This window comes from Serratia sp. KG1D, assembly GCF_037150675.1.
GTDB classification, from domain to species: domain Bacteria; phylum Pseudomonadota; class Gammaproteobacteria; order Enterobacterales; family Enterobacteriaceae; genus Serratia; species Serratia nematodiphila.
In genome coordinates this window covers 523,603-540,811 of record NZ_JBAGIH010000004.1, presented here as the reverse complement: position 1 = coordinate 540,811, position 17,209 = coordinate 523,603, and the positions used below count along the sequence as shown (strand labels likewise).

The 17,209-nt window shown below is 60.2% G+C and carries 16 protein-coding genes; 4 read left to right on the top strand and 12 right to left on the bottom strand.

Annotated features, from left to right (window positions below):
• Nucleotides 1-72: 72 nt before the first annotated feature.
• The 5 genes from chbR to WFM45_RS20585 form a co-directional block, all read right to left on the bottom strand.
• Nucleotides 73-921, bottom strand: coding sequence for a transcriptional regulator ChbR (gene chbR, locus WFM45_RS20605; protein WP_015376697.1), 849 nt, complete (start codon nt 919-921; stop codon nt 73-75).
• A 15-nt stretch (nt 922-936) separates the two neighbouring features.
• Nucleotides 937-2,322 carry a glycoside hydrolase family 1 protein gene (locus tag WFM45_RS20600; RefSeq protein ID WP_103085957.1) on the bottom strand — a complete coding sequence of 462 codons (1,386 nt, stop codon included), beginning with the start codon at nt 2,320-2,322 and terminating at the stop codon, nt 937-939.
• Nucleotides 2,323-2,365: 43 nt separating this feature from the next.
• Nucleotides 2,366-3,727 (bottom strand): PTS N,N'-diacetylchitobiose transporter subunit IIC, encoded by a 1,362-nt coding sequence (gene chbC / locus WFM45_RS20595; RefSeq protein ID WP_004932557.1) that lies wholly within the window; start codon nt 3,725-3,727, stop codon nt 2,366-2,368.
• Between the two features lie 12 nt (nt 3,728-3,739).
• Nucleotides 3,740-4,057, bottom strand: a complete 318-nt coding sequence (locus tag WFM45_RS20590) for a PTS sugar transporter subunit IIB (RefSeq protein ID WP_004932561.1) — start codon at nt 4,055-4,057, stop codon at nt 3,740-3,742.
• Nucleotides 4,058-4,474: 417 nt separating this feature from the next.
• Entirely contained in the window at nt 4,475-5,368 is an 894-nt protein-coding gene (locus tag WFM45_RS20585) for a LysR family transcriptional regulator (RefSeq protein WP_082997266.1), read from the bottom strand.
• 106 nt (nt 5,369-5,474) lie between these two features.
• On the opposite strand from WFM45_RS20585, the gene WFM45_RS20580 reads away from it, so the two are divergent.
• The 4 genes from WFM45_RS20580 to mutS all read left to right on the top strand — a co-directional run bounded on the left by WFM45_RS20580 (nt 5,475) and on the right by mutS (nt 11,147).
• Nucleotides 5,475-6,275 carry an SDR family NAD(P)-dependent oxidoreductase gene (locus WFM45_RS20580; protein ID WP_049277320.1) on the top strand — a complete coding sequence of 267 codons (801 nt, stop codon included), beginning with the start codon at nt 5,475-5,477 and terminating at the stop codon, nt 6,273-6,275.
• Between the two features lie 12 nt (nt 6,276-6,287).
• On the top strand, nt 6,288-7,259 hold the full coding sequence (locus WFM45_RS20575) for an aldo/keto reductase (RefSeq protein WP_336957090.1): 972 nt from the start codon (nt 6,288-6,290) through the stop codon (nt 7,257-7,259).
• A gap of 28 nt (nt 7,260-7,287) precedes the next feature.
• Nucleotides 7,288-8,280 carry a hypothetical protein gene (locus WFM45_RS20570; protein ID WP_250602079.1) on the top strand — a complete coding sequence of 331 codons (993 nt, stop codon included), beginning with the start codon at nt 7,288-7,290 and terminating at the stop codon, nt 8,278-8,280.
• Between the two features lie 311 nt (nt 8,281-8,591).
• On the top strand, nt 8,592-11,147 hold the full coding sequence (gene mutS / locus WFM45_RS20565; RefSeq protein WP_004932577.1) for a DNA mismatch repair protein MutS: 2,556 nt from the start codon (nt 8,592-8,594) through the stop codon (nt 11,145-11,147).
• 79 nt (nt 11,148-11,226) lie between these two features.
• Here mutS and rpoS read toward each other — a convergent pair whose 3' ends face one another.
• From rpoS to ispD, 7 genes are all read right to left on the bottom strand, one after another.
• Nucleotides 11,227-12,225, bottom strand: a complete 999-nt coding sequence (rpoS, locus tag WFM45_RS20560) for an RNA polymerase sigma factor RpoS (protein WP_004932578.1) — start codon at nt 12,223-12,225, stop codon at nt 11,227-11,229.
• 54 nt (nt 12,226-12,279) lie between these two features.
• Nucleotides 12,280-13,278, bottom strand: a complete 999-nt coding sequence (gene nlpD, locus WFM45_RS20555) for a murein hydrolase activator NlpD (protein ID WP_015376692.1) — start codon at nt 13,276-13,278, stop codon at nt 12,280-12,282.
• Nucleotides 13,279-13,603: 325 nt separating this feature from the next.
• Nucleotides 13,604-14,230 (bottom strand): protein-L-isoaspartate(D-aspartate) O-methyltransferase, encoded by a 627-nt coding sequence (locus WFM45_RS20550; RefSeq protein WP_004932585.1) that lies wholly within the window; start codon nt 14,228-14,230, stop codon nt 13,604-13,606.
• Complete coding sequence (surE, locus tag WFM45_RS20545) at nt 14,224-14,985, bottom strand: 5'/3'-nucleotidase SurE (RefSeq protein WP_336957087.1); 762 nt, start codon at nt 14,983-14,985, stop codon at nt 14,224-14,226. Before surE ends, WFM45_RS20550 begins: the two co-directional genes overlap by 7 nt.
• On the bottom strand, nt 14,966-16,012 hold the full coding sequence (gene truD / locus WFM45_RS20540; protein ID WP_004932592.1) for a tRNA pseudouridine(13) synthase TruD: 1,047 nt from the start codon (nt 16,010-16,012) through the stop codon (nt 14,966-14,968). The genes surE and truD overlap by 20 nt, the downstream gene beginning before the upstream one ends.
• A gap of 4 nt (nt 16,013-16,016) precedes the next feature.
• On the bottom strand, nt 16,017-16,490 hold the full coding sequence (ispF, locus tag WFM45_RS20535; protein ID WP_004932594.1) for a 2-C-methyl-D-erythritol 2,4-cyclodiphosphate synthase: 474 nt from the start codon (nt 16,488-16,490) through the stop codon (nt 16,017-16,019).
• A 10-nt stretch (nt 16,491-16,500) separates the two neighbouring features.
• The gene (ispD, locus tag WFM45_RS20530) at nt 16,501-17,208 is read right to left on the bottom strand and encodes a 2-C-methyl-D-erythritol 4-phosphate cytidylyltransferase (protein WP_015376689.1); all 708 of its coding nucleotides are present in this window, start codon (nt 17,206-17,208) and stop codon (nt 16,501-16,503) included.
• Nucleotide 17,209 lies beyond the last annotated feature (1 nt).

The window sequence follows — 17,209 nt, the reverse complement described above, 5'->3', positions numbered from 1 at the left end:
AATCAAATGATTAACCGACCGGCGCCCTGAAGCTCATCGGCATATCGGCGTTGATACTGATCGGGAGCGGCCCTAAAGAGGGCCGTAACACTTTTTTCGGTAGTTGCCTGGGGTCACGTCGGTGAGCCGCTTGAAGTTTTTAATGAACAAGCTGACGTCGCCATAGCCGGAATCGAAAGCGATGTCAGAGACCGAATAGTTGGTGACCTCCAGCTGCGTCTTGGCGAAGTTGATGCGGATCTCATTGATCACCTGCATCGGCGTCTTCTGGTAGTAGCGCCGCATCGCCCGGGTCAGGTACTCCTGGGTTTTCCCCGACAGCGCCACCATGTTCGCCAACGCCTTTTCACCGAACATCGCCTTGTCATGCATGCCGGCCAGGGTGTTCTTCAGCCACTGCGGGATATCATCACCGCCGTCGTTTTCTTCTTTATGGTGACGAATGCGGCTGATCACATAGAAGGTCAGCGTTTCGAGAAACTCGGCGAAGTCATCCTCGCGAAACTGCGGCGAACTCACCACCGATTCGATATAGGCCAAAAACTCGCTTCTCAGGCTGTAGGCCTGCGAGGCGACAAAGCAACGCGGCAACTGCTGCAAATAGTGCTCTTCAAAGAACGCTTTGCTGACCGCCACGTTGAAGATTTTCGTCGCGCCGAACTCGTAAAAGCTCTGGTGGTAGGAACCGATAGGGATAAAGACGAAATCCCCGCGTTCCAGCAGCACCCGCTTGCCGTTGATCTCCTGATAGCATTTGCCGCTCAGCACAATAGTGAACTCGTAATAGTCGTGCTGGTGCAGCCCGGTGGCGCTTTCCACCTTGTTGTAGATGAACAGGTGAAAGTCTTTGCAGTTAAAGAAATCCTGCTCGCGAATCAGCTTCACGTCGTTGGCACTCAGCGAAATTCGGTTATCGGACACGGCGCCGGCCTCCCGTTAGTCAAATCCGTTGCGTCTGGCCGCCTCGGCAAACCAGTAACCGCTTTTTTTGATGGTGCGCCGCTGATCCGCCCGATCCAGCCGCACCAGCCCATAACGATTCTTGTAGGCATTCAGCCAGGACCAGCAATCGATAAAGGTCCACAGATGATAACCCTTGCACTGCGAGCCTTCCGCCAGCGCGCGGTGCAGCCACTTCAAGTGCTCGCGAATAAAGTCGATGCGGTAATCGTCCTCCACCCGCCCATCGGCGCCGATAAACGCTTCTTCGCCCTCGACGCCCATGCCGTTTTCCGAAATATAACAGGGCAGATTGCCGTAGTTCTCTTTCAGATCCATCAGGATGTCGTACAGCCCCTTCTCGTAGATCTCCCAGCCGCGGTGCGGATTGATTTTGCGGCCCGGCATTGCATAGTAACTGAACAAATCCTCCGGCGATGCGATCGGCCCCTCGGCGCGCCGTCCCTCTTTCGCCTGCACCCTGCGCGGCTGGTAATAGTTGACGCCAAGGATATCCACCACGCCGCCTTCGATCAGCTGCGCGTCCTGCGGTTCGCAGTAGGGCGTCAGCCCATGCCGCTCCAGCAGGTGCAGCAATGCGGCCGGGTAACGCCCTTTGGCGACCGGATCGAGAAAGCTGCGGTTGAGCAGCAGATCGGCGTCGTGTGCCGCCTGCAGATCCTCCGGCGCGTCGGAGCGCGGATAGGTCGGGCTCAGATTCAGAATGATGCCGATGCTCCCCTGCAGCCTCCGCGCTCTGAAACGCTGCACCGCCATGGCGTGCGCCAGTACGCTGTGATACGCCACGGTGACCGCCCGTTTGAAGTCCACTACGCAAGGGTAGTGCAGGTCATTCAGGTAACCGGCTTCCACCGGCACGATCGGCTCGTTGAAGGTGAACCAGTGGGTGACCCGATCGCCAAATAGGCCGAAACAGGTATCGGCGTAACGCGCATAGGCTTCGACCACCGCCCGGCTTTCCCAACCGCCGCGCTGTTGCATGCACAGCGGCATATCGAAGTGATAGAGATTGATAAACGGGGTGATGCCCTGCGCCAGCAGCTCGTCGATCATCGCGTTATAGAACGCCGCCGCCTGCGGGTTCACTTCACCGTCGCCGTCCGGGATCAGCCGCGACCACGAGATCGACGTTCTAAAGGTATTGTGGCCCAGCGTTTTGAGCAGCCCGATATCGGTGCGGAAATGGTCGTAAAAGGTCGAGGCTTCGGTCGGACCCACCCGCTCGTGAAAGCGCTCGGGCGCGATCTCGTACCAATAGTCGAAGATGTTGCGGCTCTTGCCGTCCCGCGCGGCCGCCCCTTCAGACTGCGGCGCGGAGGTGGCGCTGCCCCACCAGAACCCGTCGGCAAATTGATATTCCATACTCGCGTCCCTCGCGGGGCGGCCACGCCGCCCCGTTCCACAGTTAGAATTTCAGCGCCTTGGCGATGTCTTCTTCGCTTTCCGTCGCCGCGTCGATCTGGCTCTGCGCCTTGTTGGAGATCGCCACAAACGGCAGATAGATCACGGTGGCGACCGCCAGGTTGAACAGGCTCAGCAACATGGCCATGATGCTGCCGTTGGTGTTGAAGAACGCCCCCAGGCCGACCGGCATGGTCCAGGGAGCGATGTTGGTGATCGGCGGGATCAGCCCGGAGTAGTAGGCCAGGGAGGTGATAATGGTCAGCACCGGCTGCACCAGGATGAACGGAATGAACATCACCGGGTTCATGATCACCGGCAGGCCGAACAGTATCGGTTCGTTGATCTGGAAGATGCCGGATGGCGTCGCCAGTTTGGCGACCTGGCGATAATCTTCGCGGCGCGAGGCGATGAAGATGGCGATGATCAAGCCCAGCGTCGAGCCGGTGCCGCCGAGGTAGATGTAGGAGTCGACGAACGGTTTCGCCCACATGTGGAACTCTTTTCCGGCGGCCACCGCCGCTTCAACCGAACCGTATTTGTTGTACAGCTCCACGTTTTCCAGCGCGAACGGCGTCATGATACCGCTGTCCAGGGCCGCCAGCGCCATGGAGCCGTGCACCCCAAAAAACCACAGCAGCGAGGAGAACAGCACGTACACCCAGCCCACCACGCTGCCCATCTTGGCCAGCGGCGCCGAAATGCCGTCCATGATGATCTGGTGGAAGTTGGTGCCCCAGTGCGCCAGCGCGAACGCCACCAGCCCCATGATGGAGAGGATGATGAAACCGGGGATCAGCGCCGAGAAGGAACGCGACACCGAAGCCGGCACGCTGTCCGGCAGGCTAATCACCCAGTTGCGCCGCACGATGAAGGCAAACATCTCGGCCACCACCAGCCCAATCACCATACCGGAAATGATGTTGGCGCCGCCCAACCAGTTGGCTCCCACCGCATAGGCCTCGCCGACATTGAACGGTGTGACGGTCATAAAGGCCGCCACCGCCAGCAGCGCCGAAGCGAGCGGATCGACCTTTCGCTCTTCCGCCAACGCCATGCTGATAAAGAACGGCGTCATCAGGGACATGATCCCCAGCGTGCCGTTGTAAACGCTGCCGCCGATGCTCTTCAGACTATTCAGCGTCTCGATGGTAGAGGCATCCAACCTTACGCCCAGCGAATAGAAGAACGATCCTTCGCCGAAGCTCAGGAACACATTGTTGATCAACACGAACATCGCCCCGGTCAAGGTCAGCGGCATCAGGCGGATAAAGCCATTCTTGATGGCGTTGACGTGGGGCTGCTTACCGATTTTTACGGCGAAAGGCAGGATAACCTTCTCGAGCGAGGCAATGAGGGTATTCACGGCGGCCTCCTTTTATTGATTGGCTTTCTTGATGGCGGCCACCGCGGCCTTCAGCACGCCCAGCCCATCGACCTTGCCGTACAGCAGCGGATCGATGACTTCCACAGGTTTGTTGGGCAGCTGTTTTTGCACTTCCGGCAAGGTGTAGGCGATCTGCGGCCCCAGCAGGATCAGATCCGCCTCAACGCCTTTCTCCGCAGCCAGCGCTTCCGGATAGGCGGCGATGATCACCGGCACTTCATATTTCTCGGCCTGCGCCTTCATTTTTGATACCAACAGGGAAGTGGACATACCGGCAGAACAAAACAGATAGATTTTTTTCTTTTCCATACCAAGCACCTCAGATAATCAAAAAAACCCGGTGTTATTTGTATGCCAGATGCAATCACGATTGCTTCACGCACATTCCTTATGAAAATTTCCGTCACGTTGCCCTGGTTACGGACAGTATACGGAGCATGAAAAACGGATCGGTAAGCCAGGAGTAGACATAACCGTCTCTCATTGACCTGACGGATTGACCCCCTTCACATTTCGCACAAAAAAATAGTGTGACCGGGCTCTCAAATAACCGATAAAAACTCGGAATATTCGCAATAAATATTCAAATAACAATTATAAACAACAAGTTACAAACTCACCGAGAATTTAAGAGTTTATTTGCGCCTGAACAAACGAAAAGGGAATAAAAATAGTTCAAGCTTGATTCACCTACGGCCATCCGAACGCGATAGCCGGTGAAGAGGATTAGGTGGGCAGACGCAGCAACTCGATCACCGTGCTCAGCGCCACGGAATGATTCCTGCGGTTAGGGTAATAGAGATAAAAACCGGTAAACGGCGCGCACCAGTCGGTCAACACCCGCCGCAGCCGCCCGCTCGCCAGGTGTTCTTCTACCTCTTGTTCGATGGCGAAAGCGATGCCGACGTGCGCCAGCGCCGCCTGCACCATCATCCTGCCGTCATCGAGTATCAACGGGCTGTTAACCGCCACGGAAAACCGCTGCTCACCCTGCTGAAATGCCCATTTGTAGCGCTCGCCCGAAGAGGCCTTGCGCCAACCGATGCAGCGGTGCTGCAGCAAATCCTGCGGATGCATCGGTTCGCCGTGCCGTTGAAAATAGTCCGGCGTGGCGACGATGGCGAAACGCAGATCCGGCGTCAGACGCACCGCGCGCATATCGTTGTGCAGATCCTCGCCGAGCCTAATACCGGCGTCAAAGCCCTGTTCGACAATGTTGGCAAACCCCTCGTCCGCCACCACTTCCAGCGTAATGCCGGGGTACTCGCAGGCCAACCGCTCCAGATGCGGCACGATGGCAAGATCGATGGCCGAACGCGGCGCGTTGATGCGCACCAGGCCGCGCGGCCCTTCGCGAAACACATTCAGGCTCTCCAGCGCGGCGTCGATGTCGGTAAAAGCGGGCACCAGCTGTGCCAGCAGATGCTCACCGGCCTCCGTCGGCGAGACGTTGCGGGTGGTGCGGTTTAGCAGGCGAATGCCCACCTGCGCTTCCAATTCGCGCAGGGTGTGGGTCAGCGTCGGCGGCGTCACGCCCAATCGGGCGGCGGCGCGGCGGAAGCTGCGTTCACTGGCGATAGCCACGAAGGCCGCCAGCCCAGACAGTTCAGGTTTTTTCATGCTATTGATATAAATTATCTAATAGTGAGATGAATTTTTAGCGGATAGTTATCCGTCACCTAACAACATAGCATTGCGATCGACCCCATTACCAGGTATCGATACGATGATTAATGCTACAGCTCCAACTCATGAAACGCCGCGCCGTCTGGCGGGCAAAGTCGTACTGGTGAGCGGCGGCGGCACCGGCATCGGCCGCGCCGCCGCGCTGGCCTATGCCCGCGAAGGCGCCAACGTCGCGCTGGCCGGCCGACGCGCGGCGGAAATCGAAGCCACGGCGCGCGACATCGCGCTGGCCGGCGGCGACGCCCTGCCCATCGTGGCCGACGTCTCCCAGGAAGACGATATCCGCCAACTGATCGCCACGGTGACCGCCCATTACGGCCGGCTCGACGTCGCCTTCAACAACGCCGGCATCATCGGCAACTTCGCCCCCATCGCCGAACAGAGCAGCGAGGATTTTGACCGGGTGATCGCCATTAACCTCAGAGGCGTCTGGCTGGCGATGAAATATGAGATTGAAACCTTCCTGGCTCAGCGCTCGGGCGGCGTGATCATCAACACCTCCTCCTGGCTGACCCACGGCGCACTGGCCGGCTCATCCAGCTACTCCGCCAGCAAGGGCGCGCTCGATGCGATGATCCGCGCGGTGGCGCTCGAGTACAGCGGCCAGGGCATCCGCGTCAACAACATCAACCCCGGCATCATCGACACGCCGATGGCACGCGGCAGCGTGGCTGACAGCGCGGCCTTCGCGCCCTTTATCGCCCATACGCCCGCCGGCCGCCTGGGTGAATCGGAAGACATCGGCGATGTGGCGCTGTGGCTGGCGACGGACGAAGCTCGCTTCATCACCGGCCAAAGCCTGCTGGTGGACGGCGGTTACACCATCGCCGGCATGCGTTGAGGAGACGAGGCCATGAACTACGTTCGGCTTGGCGACAGCGGCCTGAAGGTGTCCCGCCTCTGCCTGGGTTGCATGACCTACGGCGATCCGGCCTGGCGGCCCTGGGTGCTGAAGGAAGATGAAGCGCGCCCCTTTATCCGCGAGGCGCTGGAGGCGGGCATCAATTTTTTCGATACCGCCAACATTTACTCCGGCGGAGAAAGCGAGCGCATTCTCGGCCGCGCGCTGAGGGCGTTCGCCCGCCGTGAAGACGTGGTGATCGCCACCAAGGCCTACTTTCCAATAGACGCGCAGCCGAACAGCCGGGGGCTATCACGCAAGCACCTGCTGCACAGCGTCGACGCCTCCTTGCAGCGGCTGGGAATGGATTACCTCGATCTGTTCGTGCTGCACCGCTTCGACACCGAAACGCCGATCGAAGAAACCGCCGACACCCTCGATGGCCTGGTGCGGGCGGGCAAGATCCGCTATCTCGGCGCCTCCTCGCTGCACGCCTGGCGCCTGATGAAAATGCTGGCCTTTCAACGTCAGTACCGCCTGGCGCCGTTTATTTCGCTGCAAAGCCAATACAACCTGGTGACGCGTGAAGATGAAGAGGAACTGATCCCGCTGTGTCTGGAGGAGGGTCTTGGTCTGACGCCCTGGTCGCCGCTGGCCCGCGGCGTGCTGGCCGGCTCCGGCAGCGGCGGCACGCTGCGCGCCGCCACCGACGAACAGGCGCCCCGTTGGTACGGCGGCAGAAACGAGGTAGAACGCACCGTCGCGGCAGTCGCGGAGGTGGCGGCCGCGTGCGGCGTTCCACCAGCGCAGATCGCGCTGGCCTGGCTGTTGGCCAAACCCGGCGTGGTGTCGCCGCTGGTGGGCATGTCCAAGCCGCATCATCTGCAGGATGCGCTGGCAGCGCTCGACCTCAGGCTATCACCGGAAGACGTGGCCGCGCTGGAGGCGCCAATGGCGCACGCTGTCCGCCCTGAGCGCTGGTAGCCCCTTTTCCCCATTCCCGGAGAGAAACATGTCATACGCTGTTACCGTGCGAGCGGTGTTGCTCGCCCTCGCTGCCGCATTCCCCCTTAGCGTTCCGGTGCAGGCTGCCGTCAGCGCAGACTGCACAGAAAGCAGCATGACGCTGCCGCCTGGCGCGCTTTACCCCAACGGCATCGCCCGTGCGACGGACGGTACGCTGTATGTCGGCTTTGTCACCAGCGGCAACGTGCTGCGCAAGCGGCCGGGTCAAGCGTGGGAAACCTTTTTCCCCGGCGCTGACACGGTGTTCGCCTCAAACGCGCTGCGGCTGGACGAACGGCGCGGGTTGCTGTGGGGCAATTCGCCGGACTTTCTCTCCGGCGGCAAAACGCGCGCCAACCGCATCTACGCGCTGAACGTCGCGGATGGCACGCTCGACCGCAGCCTGGCGCTGCCGGTGGGAGAAATGGGCAACGATATCGTGCTCGGCGCAGACGGTACGGTGTATGTGACGGAAACCCGCGGCGGCGGCATCCTGCGCCTGCGGCCGGGCGAGACGGCATTCCGGACGCTGTTTCAGGATCCGCAGTTAGCGGCCCCCAGCGGGCTGGGCGCCGCCGGGATCGTGCTGCTCGACGATCGGCTGATGGCTGTCGCCAATTTCGGTACCGGTAAGCTCTACACCCTCAGTTATAACGCTCCAAAGCCGCAGCTGACGGAAATGCAGCTGCCGCGCCTCATCGAAAACCCGGACGGAATGGGATTGGCGCCGGACGGCGCGCTGATCGTGCTGGAAAACGGGATCCAAAGCGGCCAGGGGCGGATCCTGCGGATCCCCTCACCCAAGGCGGCAGGAATGCACCAGCTTGAGGTCTTGCGCGAAGGCATGGAATCGCCGGTCAACCTGACTATTACCCCGCAAGGCTGCGCCTTCGTCAGCGAATCGCGCATCCGCCACCGCCTGCTGCCCGGCCATGAAACCGAAGTGCCCGACAGTTTCCTCCTCTATCAACTGCCCTTGCCTCTCACCGCCGCGCAATAAACTCTCCACCACTACTGCGGGCGGCGACACTTGCGTTGTCGCCCGCAGGCGAACGACAATCTCGCTTCGTTGCAAACCGGCCTTGCGCAGCGCTTCCCATTTTTACCTGTGACAGCCGATTGCCCGCTGGGCTAGTATAAGCGTCTGTGCAAACCTCGGGTTTGAGCGCGCCGTTTGGCGTATTGATAATTTGATTTGCGCCGCCCGCCAAGCGCTGAATGGGGCGACGCCTGCTGAAACAATGTGATAGCGAATGACGACAATGAAAATCACAGTGACCTTTACATTCAATGGATTGGAAAAATAATCGCATGAATAGCACCGATAAACTCGATTCGCACACGCCAATGATGCAGCAGTACCTGCGCCTCAAGGCCCAGCATCCTGAAATCCTGCTGTTCTACCGCATGGGCGACTTCTACGAGCTATTTTACGACGACGCCAAGCGCGCTTCCCAACTGCTGGATATCTCGCTGACCAAACGCGGCGCCTCGGCGGGCGAACCGATCCCGATGGCCGGCGTGCCGCACCACGCGGTGGAGAACTACCTGGCCAAGCTGGTGCAGCTCGGCGAGTCCGTCGCCATCTGCGAGCAGATCGGCGATCCGGCCACCAGCAAAGGGCCGGTCGAACGCAAAGTGGTGCGTATCGTCACCCCCGGCACCATCACCGACGAAGCGCTGCTGCAAGAGCGTCAGGACAACCTGCTGGCGGCGATCTGGCAGGACGCGCGCGGCTTCGGCTACGCCACGCTGGACGTCAGCTCCGGCCGCTTCCGCGTCGCCGAGCCGCAGGATCTGGAAACCATGGCCGCCGAGCTGCAGCGCACCAATCCGGCCGAGCTGCTCTATCCGGAAACCTTCGAGCACATGGCGCTGATCGAACAGCGCCACGGCCTGCGCCGCCGTCCGCTGTGGGAATTCGAGCTTGAGACCGCGCGTCAGCAGCTCAACCTGCAGTTCGGCACCCGCGACTTGACCGGCTTCGGCGTCGAGCAGGCGCACCAGGCGCTGCGCGCCGCCGGCTGTCTGCTGCAGTACGTCAAAGATACCCAACGCACTTCGCTGCCGCACATTCGCGGCATCACCATGGAACGCCAGCAGGACGGCATCATCATGGATGCCGCCACCCGCCGCAACCTGGAGCTGACGCAGAGCCTGTCCGGCGGCAGCGACAACACGCTGGCGGCGATCCTTGACCGTACGGTCACGCCGATGGGCAGCCGCATGCTGAAACGCTGGCTGCACATGCCGACCCGCGACATCAAGGTCCTGACTGCCCGCCAGCAGGCGATCGGCGCATTGCAGGAACTGTTCGCGGATCTGCAGCCTTCGCTGCGTCAGGTAGGCGATCAGGAACGTATTTTGGCGCGTTTGGCGCTGCGCACCGCCCGGCCGCGCGATCTGGCACGCATGCGCCATGCTTTCCAGCAACTGCCGGACATCCGCGCGCTGCTGCAGGATGTGAAAACGCCGCACGTGCAGCAGCTGCTGTCGCAGGTGGGCCAGTTTGACGAACTGCGCGAACTGCTGGAACGTGCGGTCATTGAATCACCGCCGGTGCTGGTGCGCGACGGCGGCGTGATCGCCCCCGGCTACAACAGCGAACTGGACGAGTGGCGCGCGTTGGCCGACGGCGCCAGCGACTATCTCGACCGGCTGGAGATCCGCGAGCGTGAAAAGCTGGGTCTGGATACGCTTAAGGTCGGCTTCAACGGCGTACACGGCTATTACATTCAGGTCAGCCGCGGTCAAAGCCACCTGGTGCCGATCCACTATGTACGCCGTCAGACGCTGAAAAATGCCGAGCGCTACATCATCCCGGAACTGAAAGAGTACGAAGACAAAGTGCTCACCTCCAAGGGTAAGGCGCTGGCGATCGAGAAAAGCCTGTACGACGAGCTGTTCGATCTGCTGCTGCCGCACCTGGCGGAACTGCAACAAAGCGCCGCCGCGCTGGCAGAGCTGGACGTGCTGGCCAACCTGGCCGAGCGTGCCGATACCCTGAACTACGCTTGCCCGACCATGAGCGAGCAGCCGGGGATCCGCATTACCGAAGGCCGCCATCCGGTGGTGGAGCAGGTGCTGAGCGAGCCGTTTATCTCCAACCCGCTCACCCTGTCGCCGCAGCGCCGCATGCTGATCATAACCGGTCCGAATATGGGCGGTAAAAGCACCTATATGCGGCAAACGGCGCTGATCGTGCTGATGGCGCACATCGGCAGCTACGTGCCGGCCACCAAGGCCACCATCGGCCCGGTGGATCGCATCTTCACCCGCGTCGGCGCGGCGGACGATCTGGCTTCCGGCCGCTCCACCTTCATGGTGGAGATGACCGAAACCGCCAACATTCTGCACAACGCCACCGAGCACAGCCTGGTGTTGATGGATGAAATCGGCCGCGGCACCTCCACCTACGACGGCCTGTCGCTGGCCTGGGCCTGCGCCGAGAACCTGGCCAACCGCATCAAGGCGATGACGCTGTTCGCCACCCACTACTTCGAGCTGACGACCCTGCCGGAGAAGATGGAAGGCGTGGTCAACGTGCATCTGGATGCGCTTGAACACGGCGACACCATCGCCTTCATGCACAGCGTGCAAGACGGTGCCGCCAGCAAAAGCTATGGCCTGGCGGTCGCCGCACTGGCCGGCGTGCCGCGCGACGTCATCAAACGCGCCCGTCAGAAACTGCGCGAGCTGGAATCCATCTCCAGCCACACCGCATCGGGCAGCGTCGATGCCACTCAGATGACGCTGCTGCAGGAAGAGACCTCGCCGGCGGTAGAAGCCCTGGAGGCGCTTGATCCGGATTCCTTGTCGCCACGACAGGCGCTGGAATGGATCTACCGGCTGAAAAATATGGTGTAGTCTGGCGCCAAACGCGGGCATAAAAAAACGGTGAGCATCATGCTCACCGTTTTTATTTGATGCGGTTCAACAACCGGCGTTATTCGCGGAACAGCGCCTCAATGCTCAGGCCCTGCATCTGCAAAATCTCACGCAGACGGCGCAGACCTTCTACCTGAATCTGACGGACGCGCTCGCGCGTCAGGCCAATCTCCCGGCCTACGTCTTCCAGCGTCGCCGCTTCATAGCCCAGCAGGCCGAAACGACGCGCCAACACTTCACGCTGTTTGGCGTTCAGTTCGAACAGCCATTTGACGATGCTTTGCTTCATATCGTCATCTTGCGTGGTGTCTTCAGGCCCGTTGTCCTTCTCGTCGGCCAGAATGTCCAGCAGCGCTTTCTCCGAATCCCCGCCCAGCGGCGTATCCACCGAGGTGATGCGCTCATTCAGGCGCAGCATGCGGCTGACGTCATCCACCGGCTTGTCGAGTTGCTCGGCAATTTCTTCAGCGCTCGGTTCATGATCCAGCTTGTGGGAAAGCTCGCGCGCGGTGCGCAGATAGACATTCAGTTCTTTGACGATATGGATAGGCAAACGAATGGTACGGGTTTGGTTCATGATCGCCCGTTCAATCGTCTGACGGATCCACCAGGTTGCATAAGTGGAGAAGCGGAAGCCGCGTTCCGGGTCGAATTTTTCCACTGCGCGAATCAGACCGAGGTTACCCTCTTCGATCAGATCCAGCAGCGCCAGACCGCGGTTGCTGTAGCGGCGGGCGATTTTCACCACCAGCCGCAGGTTGCTTTCAATCATGCGGCGGCGGGACGGCACGTCACCGCGCAGAGCACGCCGCGCAAAATAGACTTCTTCCTCTGCGGTCAGCAGAGGTGAATAACCGATCTCACCCAGATAGAGCTGCGTCGCATCCAATACGCGTTGCGTAACGCCTTGAGACAACAGCTCTTCTTCCGCTAAATCGTTCTCGCTGGTCTCTTCTTCTACCAGCGCTTTTTCATCAAACGACTCGGCCTCAGCTCCATTCTCGTCGAAATCCGCATCATCATGTAACTCGTTAACTTTCAGCGTATTTTGGCTCATATGCTGCTCCTACCCGTGATACCGCGAGCAGAATCTCAGCGTATTCTGCCCAATCTATCGCTGCGGAAGATAACGCAGCGGGTTTACGGATTTCCCCTTGTAACGAATTTCAAAATGCAAACGTACTGAACTGGTACCGGTGCTACCCATGGTGGCTATTTTTTGACCCGCCTTCACTTCTTGTTGTTCCCGGACCAGCATTGTGTCGTTATGAGCGTAGGCGCTCAGGTAATCATCATTATGTTTGATGATGATTAGATTACCGTAACCCCGTAAAGCGTTGCCTGCATACACTACGCGGCCATCGGCGGTAGCGAAGATAGGCTGCCCACGGGAACCGGCGATATCGACACCCTTATTCCCACCTTCTGATGAGGAAAAGTTATCAATAACCTTACCGTCAGTCGGCCATCTCCAGGTACTGACCGGAGCGCTGTTGCTGACGGTGCTGCTCACAGGCGGAGCGGCTTCCGGCGCGGTAACAGGCGCAGTCGCGGTCCCAACCGCTGCGGCACCTGCTGCAGGTAACATCTTACCTACATTCTGTTTACCCGAGTTTTCAGAATACGCGTTAGTTGATTGAGAATCAACCGTTGCCGTCTGGATCTGGGAGCTGGAAGGTGGCTTCGGAACACCGCCTTTGGTCGCATCTGTCGTCGCCAACATGCCGCCGCCGCCGTTGGCGGAACCATTACCAAGCTGAATGGTTTGGCCAACATTCAGGCTGTATGGCTCGGGAATATTGTTGCGCTGCGCCAGGTCGCGGAAATCATTGCCGGTGATCCAGGCGATATAAAACAGCGTATCGCCGCGCTTGACCGTATAAGTTTCGCCGCCGCTGTAGCTCCCTTTAGGGATGGCGTTATAACTGCGGTTATAGACAATGCGGCCCTCTGGGCTGGCCTGCTGCACTCCGCCATTATTATTGCCGGATGGAGCGGCACCGCCGCCCCCCACGCTGCTGATAGGAGCCGACGTCGAGGCCGTATTCGTACAACCCGCCAACCACAAACTTACCATCGTACACACCGCTACCCGGCGTAACGTAATCATTGGGCTTCCCGTGCTCATGCTTCCCCCATGACAGCAATATCAGTGATATATCCAAAATACCCTTTACATCGTAGCCGAGCTTTTGCCACTTCCCAGTTTCTGCGATGTAAAGGCGCCGCCGGCCGATCCCTGAACGCCAGGTCATCTCGCGCCGGAGCATCAAAACGCGCGCCAATGCTAACCACATTGGCGTTGCCGCACCATAAGACAACTACGTAGAAAGGCCAATTCTAGTGAAAATTAGCCTGATTGGAACGAGAAAACCTTATCCGGCCATGATGAAAGTGCAACAGATTTTGCAGACGGTCGAAAATTCAGACAATCGCTAGGCCAATTCGCCTTTCACCAACGGCACAAAGCGCACCGCCTCTACCGCATCGACAACGAAATCGTTGCCATGACGCTGAATGCGTTTGAGGGTTTGGGCCTGCTCGCCCACCGGCAACACCAAAATGCCGCCGTCGTCCAGCTGCTCCACCAGTGCCTGCGGGATCTCCGGCGGCGCGGCAGTGACGATGATCGCATCGAACGGGCCGCGCGACGCCCAACCCTGCCAGCCGTCGCCATGGCGGGTGGAAACATTGTGAAGATCGAGCTGTTTCAGGCGGCGCTTGGCCTGCCACTGCAGCCCCTTGATGCGTTCGACGGAACAAACGTGTTGCACCAGATGCGCCAGGATAGCGGTTTGATAACCGGAACCAGTACCGATCTCCAGCACCCTTGAGGTAGGTTTCAGATTCAGCAGCTCGGTCATCCGCGCCACCATATAAGGCTGGGAAATGGTCTGACCGGAACCGATCGGCAATGCGGTGTTTTCGTAGGCCTTATGATCCAGCGCTTCATCGACAAAACGCTCGCGCGGCACCGCCTCGATCGCCCGCAGCAGCTTTTCGTCTCGGATCCCCTGCTGCCGCAGCTGCGTCAGCAATGTTTGCATGCGCTTATTCACCATTCCCCGCTAACCTCTGCCTTGGTTAACCATGTTTTCACGACTTCTTGCGCCGCGTAGGCGGTTAAATCCACCTGCAGCGGCGTTATCGCCACATAGCCTTGTTCCACCGCCGCAAAGTCGGTATCCGGCCCGGCATCAAATTTATCACCAGGCGGCCCGATCCAGTAGATATTTTGTCCGCGCGGATCCTGCTGGCAGAAGACCTTGTCGGCGGGATGGCGGCTGCCGCAGCGGGTAACGCGCAGGCCTTTGATCTCAGCCAGCGGCAGATCCGGCACGTTAATATTCAGAATTTTTCCGGTACGTAGCGGTTCGCGCTGCAGCGCGCGCAGGATGCGGCAGGTAATGGCGGCTGCGGTCGCGTAGTGCCGGTGGCCGTTCAGCGACACCGCCAAGGCAGGCAACCCCAGGTGCCGGCCCTCCATCGCCGCCGCGACGGTGCCGGAATAGATAACGTCGTCGCCCAAATTCGGCCCGGCGTTAATGCCGGATACCACGATATCGGGCGCCGGGCGCATCAATGCGTTGACGCCAAGGTAAACGCAGTCGGTCGGCGTCCCTTGCAACACCGCAATATCCCCGTTGGCCAGCGTCTGCGTGCGCAACGGCGACTCCAGCGTTAAAGCATTGGAAGAACCGCTGCGGTTACGATCCGGCGCCACGACCTGCACTTCGGCGAATTCCCGCAGCGCCGCCGCCAGCACCTGAATGCCCGGGGTGCTGACGCCGTCATCGTTACTCAGCAATATCCGCATCACTGTTATCCTGCTGCATGATCTCGCGAACCACGCTGGTAGCAAAGCTGCCTGCCGGCAGCCAGAAGCGCAGTTCCACGGTAACGTCATCCCACCAGTTCCACTGCAAATTTTGCGGCTGCAACAGCAGGGCCCGGCGAGCGGGTTCGACACGCTCGCGCTTTAAAAGCGTAAGCAATTCCGGTTGTTCCGCCAAGCATTGTTGTTCAAAAGCCAAGGCTTGGTCGGCGGTGCCTGGCTCACCATCGCCCGGCAAGGGAGCCGTGATCGCCAGCTCGCCGGCATCCAGCCGTTGCTGCAACGTCTCCAGCTCATCAGCTTTGGCGACGAACCAGCTGCCGCGCCCACTCAGCTGCAGGGCATCCCCTTCCAGCACGGTGCGCTGCAGCCCGTCAGCCAGGCGTTGGCTCGCGATCAGATTGAACAGCGCGCTACGGCTGGCGGACAGGTAGAAGCTGCGCTTACTGCGCTCTTTGACACGAATTTCGTCGTTCGCCCAGCGGCGCGCCATCACCAGGTTGTTGCCGCCACGGCCGAAACGCTGGCTGCCGAAGTAGTTTGGCACGCCCTGCGCGGCGATGGCCTGCAGGCGACGTTCCACGTCCTGCCGATCGGAAATCTGGCGCAGCACCAGCGTAAAGTGGTTGCCCTTCAGATTGCCGATGCGCATTTTGCGCAGGTGGCGGGCGAATGAGAGCACCTCGCAGCCTTCCAGCGTAAACCGGGAGAAATCCGGCGTGTCTTTGCCCGGCATATGCAGGCAGAACCACTGTTCGGTCACCGCGTGGCGATCCTTCAAACCGGCATAGCTGACAGAACGGGCGTGAATACCGGCGAAGCGCGCCAGGTAATCGGCCACGAACTGGGTATTGCAGCCGTTTTTACGGATATTTACCAGCACGTGCTCGCCTTCGCCGTCCGGTGCAAAACCCAGATCTTCGACCACCACGAAATCTTCCGGATTGGCTTTCAACACCCCGGAACTCTGCGGCCGGCCATGCAGCCAGGTCAGATTCGCCATATCCATGCGGTTATTCCTTGATCAGCAAGGCGACCGCTTCACACGCGATGCCCTCGCCGCGCCCGGTGAAACCGAGCTGTTCGGTGGTGGTGGCCTTCACGTTGACATCATCCATATGGCACTGCAGATCTTCCGCCAGGAAAACGCGCATCTGCGGGATGTGCGGCGCCATTTTCGGCGCCTGAGCGATGATGGTGATATCGAGGTTACCGAGGCGGTAACCTTTGGCGCGGATGCGTTTCCAGGCTTCGCGCAGCAGCTCGCGGCTGTCGGCGCCTTTGAAGGCCGGATCGGTATCGGGGAACAGTTTGCCGATATCGCCCAGCGCCGCCGCCCCCAACAGGGCGTCGGTGGCGGCATGCAGCGCGACGTCACCGTCGGAGTGGGCCAGCAAGCCTTTGTCGTAAGGGATGCGAACACCACCGATCACCAACGGGCCTTCGCCGCCGAATTTATGTACATCAAAACCGTGACCGATACGCATGATGCGCTCCTTAATTGTCTAACTGGGTCAAATAGAACGCCGCCAGCGCCAAATCCTCCGGCCGCGTTACTTTAATGTTGTCCGCCCGGCCGGCGATCAGCTGCGGATGATAGCCGCAATGCTCCAGCGCCGAGGCTTCGTCGGTGACGTTTGCGCCTTCATCCAGCGCGCGCTGCAGGCACTGCTTGAGCAGCGGCAGCGGAAACAGCTGCGGCGTCAGCGCATGCCACAGATCCTGCCGTTCAACGGTGTGGGCGATGGTGTCGCGGCCGGGTTCGGCGCGCTTCATGGTGTCGCGCACCGGCGCGGCGAGAATGCCGCCCACCTTGCTGTGTGCGGTGATCGCCAGCAGGCGCTCGAGATCGTCGGCGTGCAGGCAGGGGCGCGCGGCGTCGTGCACCAACACCCAGTCCGCATCACCCGCCAGTTTCAACCCGGCCATCACCGAATCGGCGCGCTGTTTGCCGCCCTCGGTGACGGTCACCCGCGGATCCTGAGCGATGGGTAGCCGTTCGAACTGACGATCTTCGGGGCCGATCGCCACGATCACCCGTTCAATGCGCGGGTGGCGCAACAGGGCGTGGATGGCGTGTTCGACGATGCTGTGCCGGCCGATGGTTAAATATTGCTTCGGGCATTCCGCCTGCATGCGGCTGCCGATACCGGCAGCGGGCAGGACGGCAATCACCGAGGGAAAGGTACCTGCGGAGTGATTCATG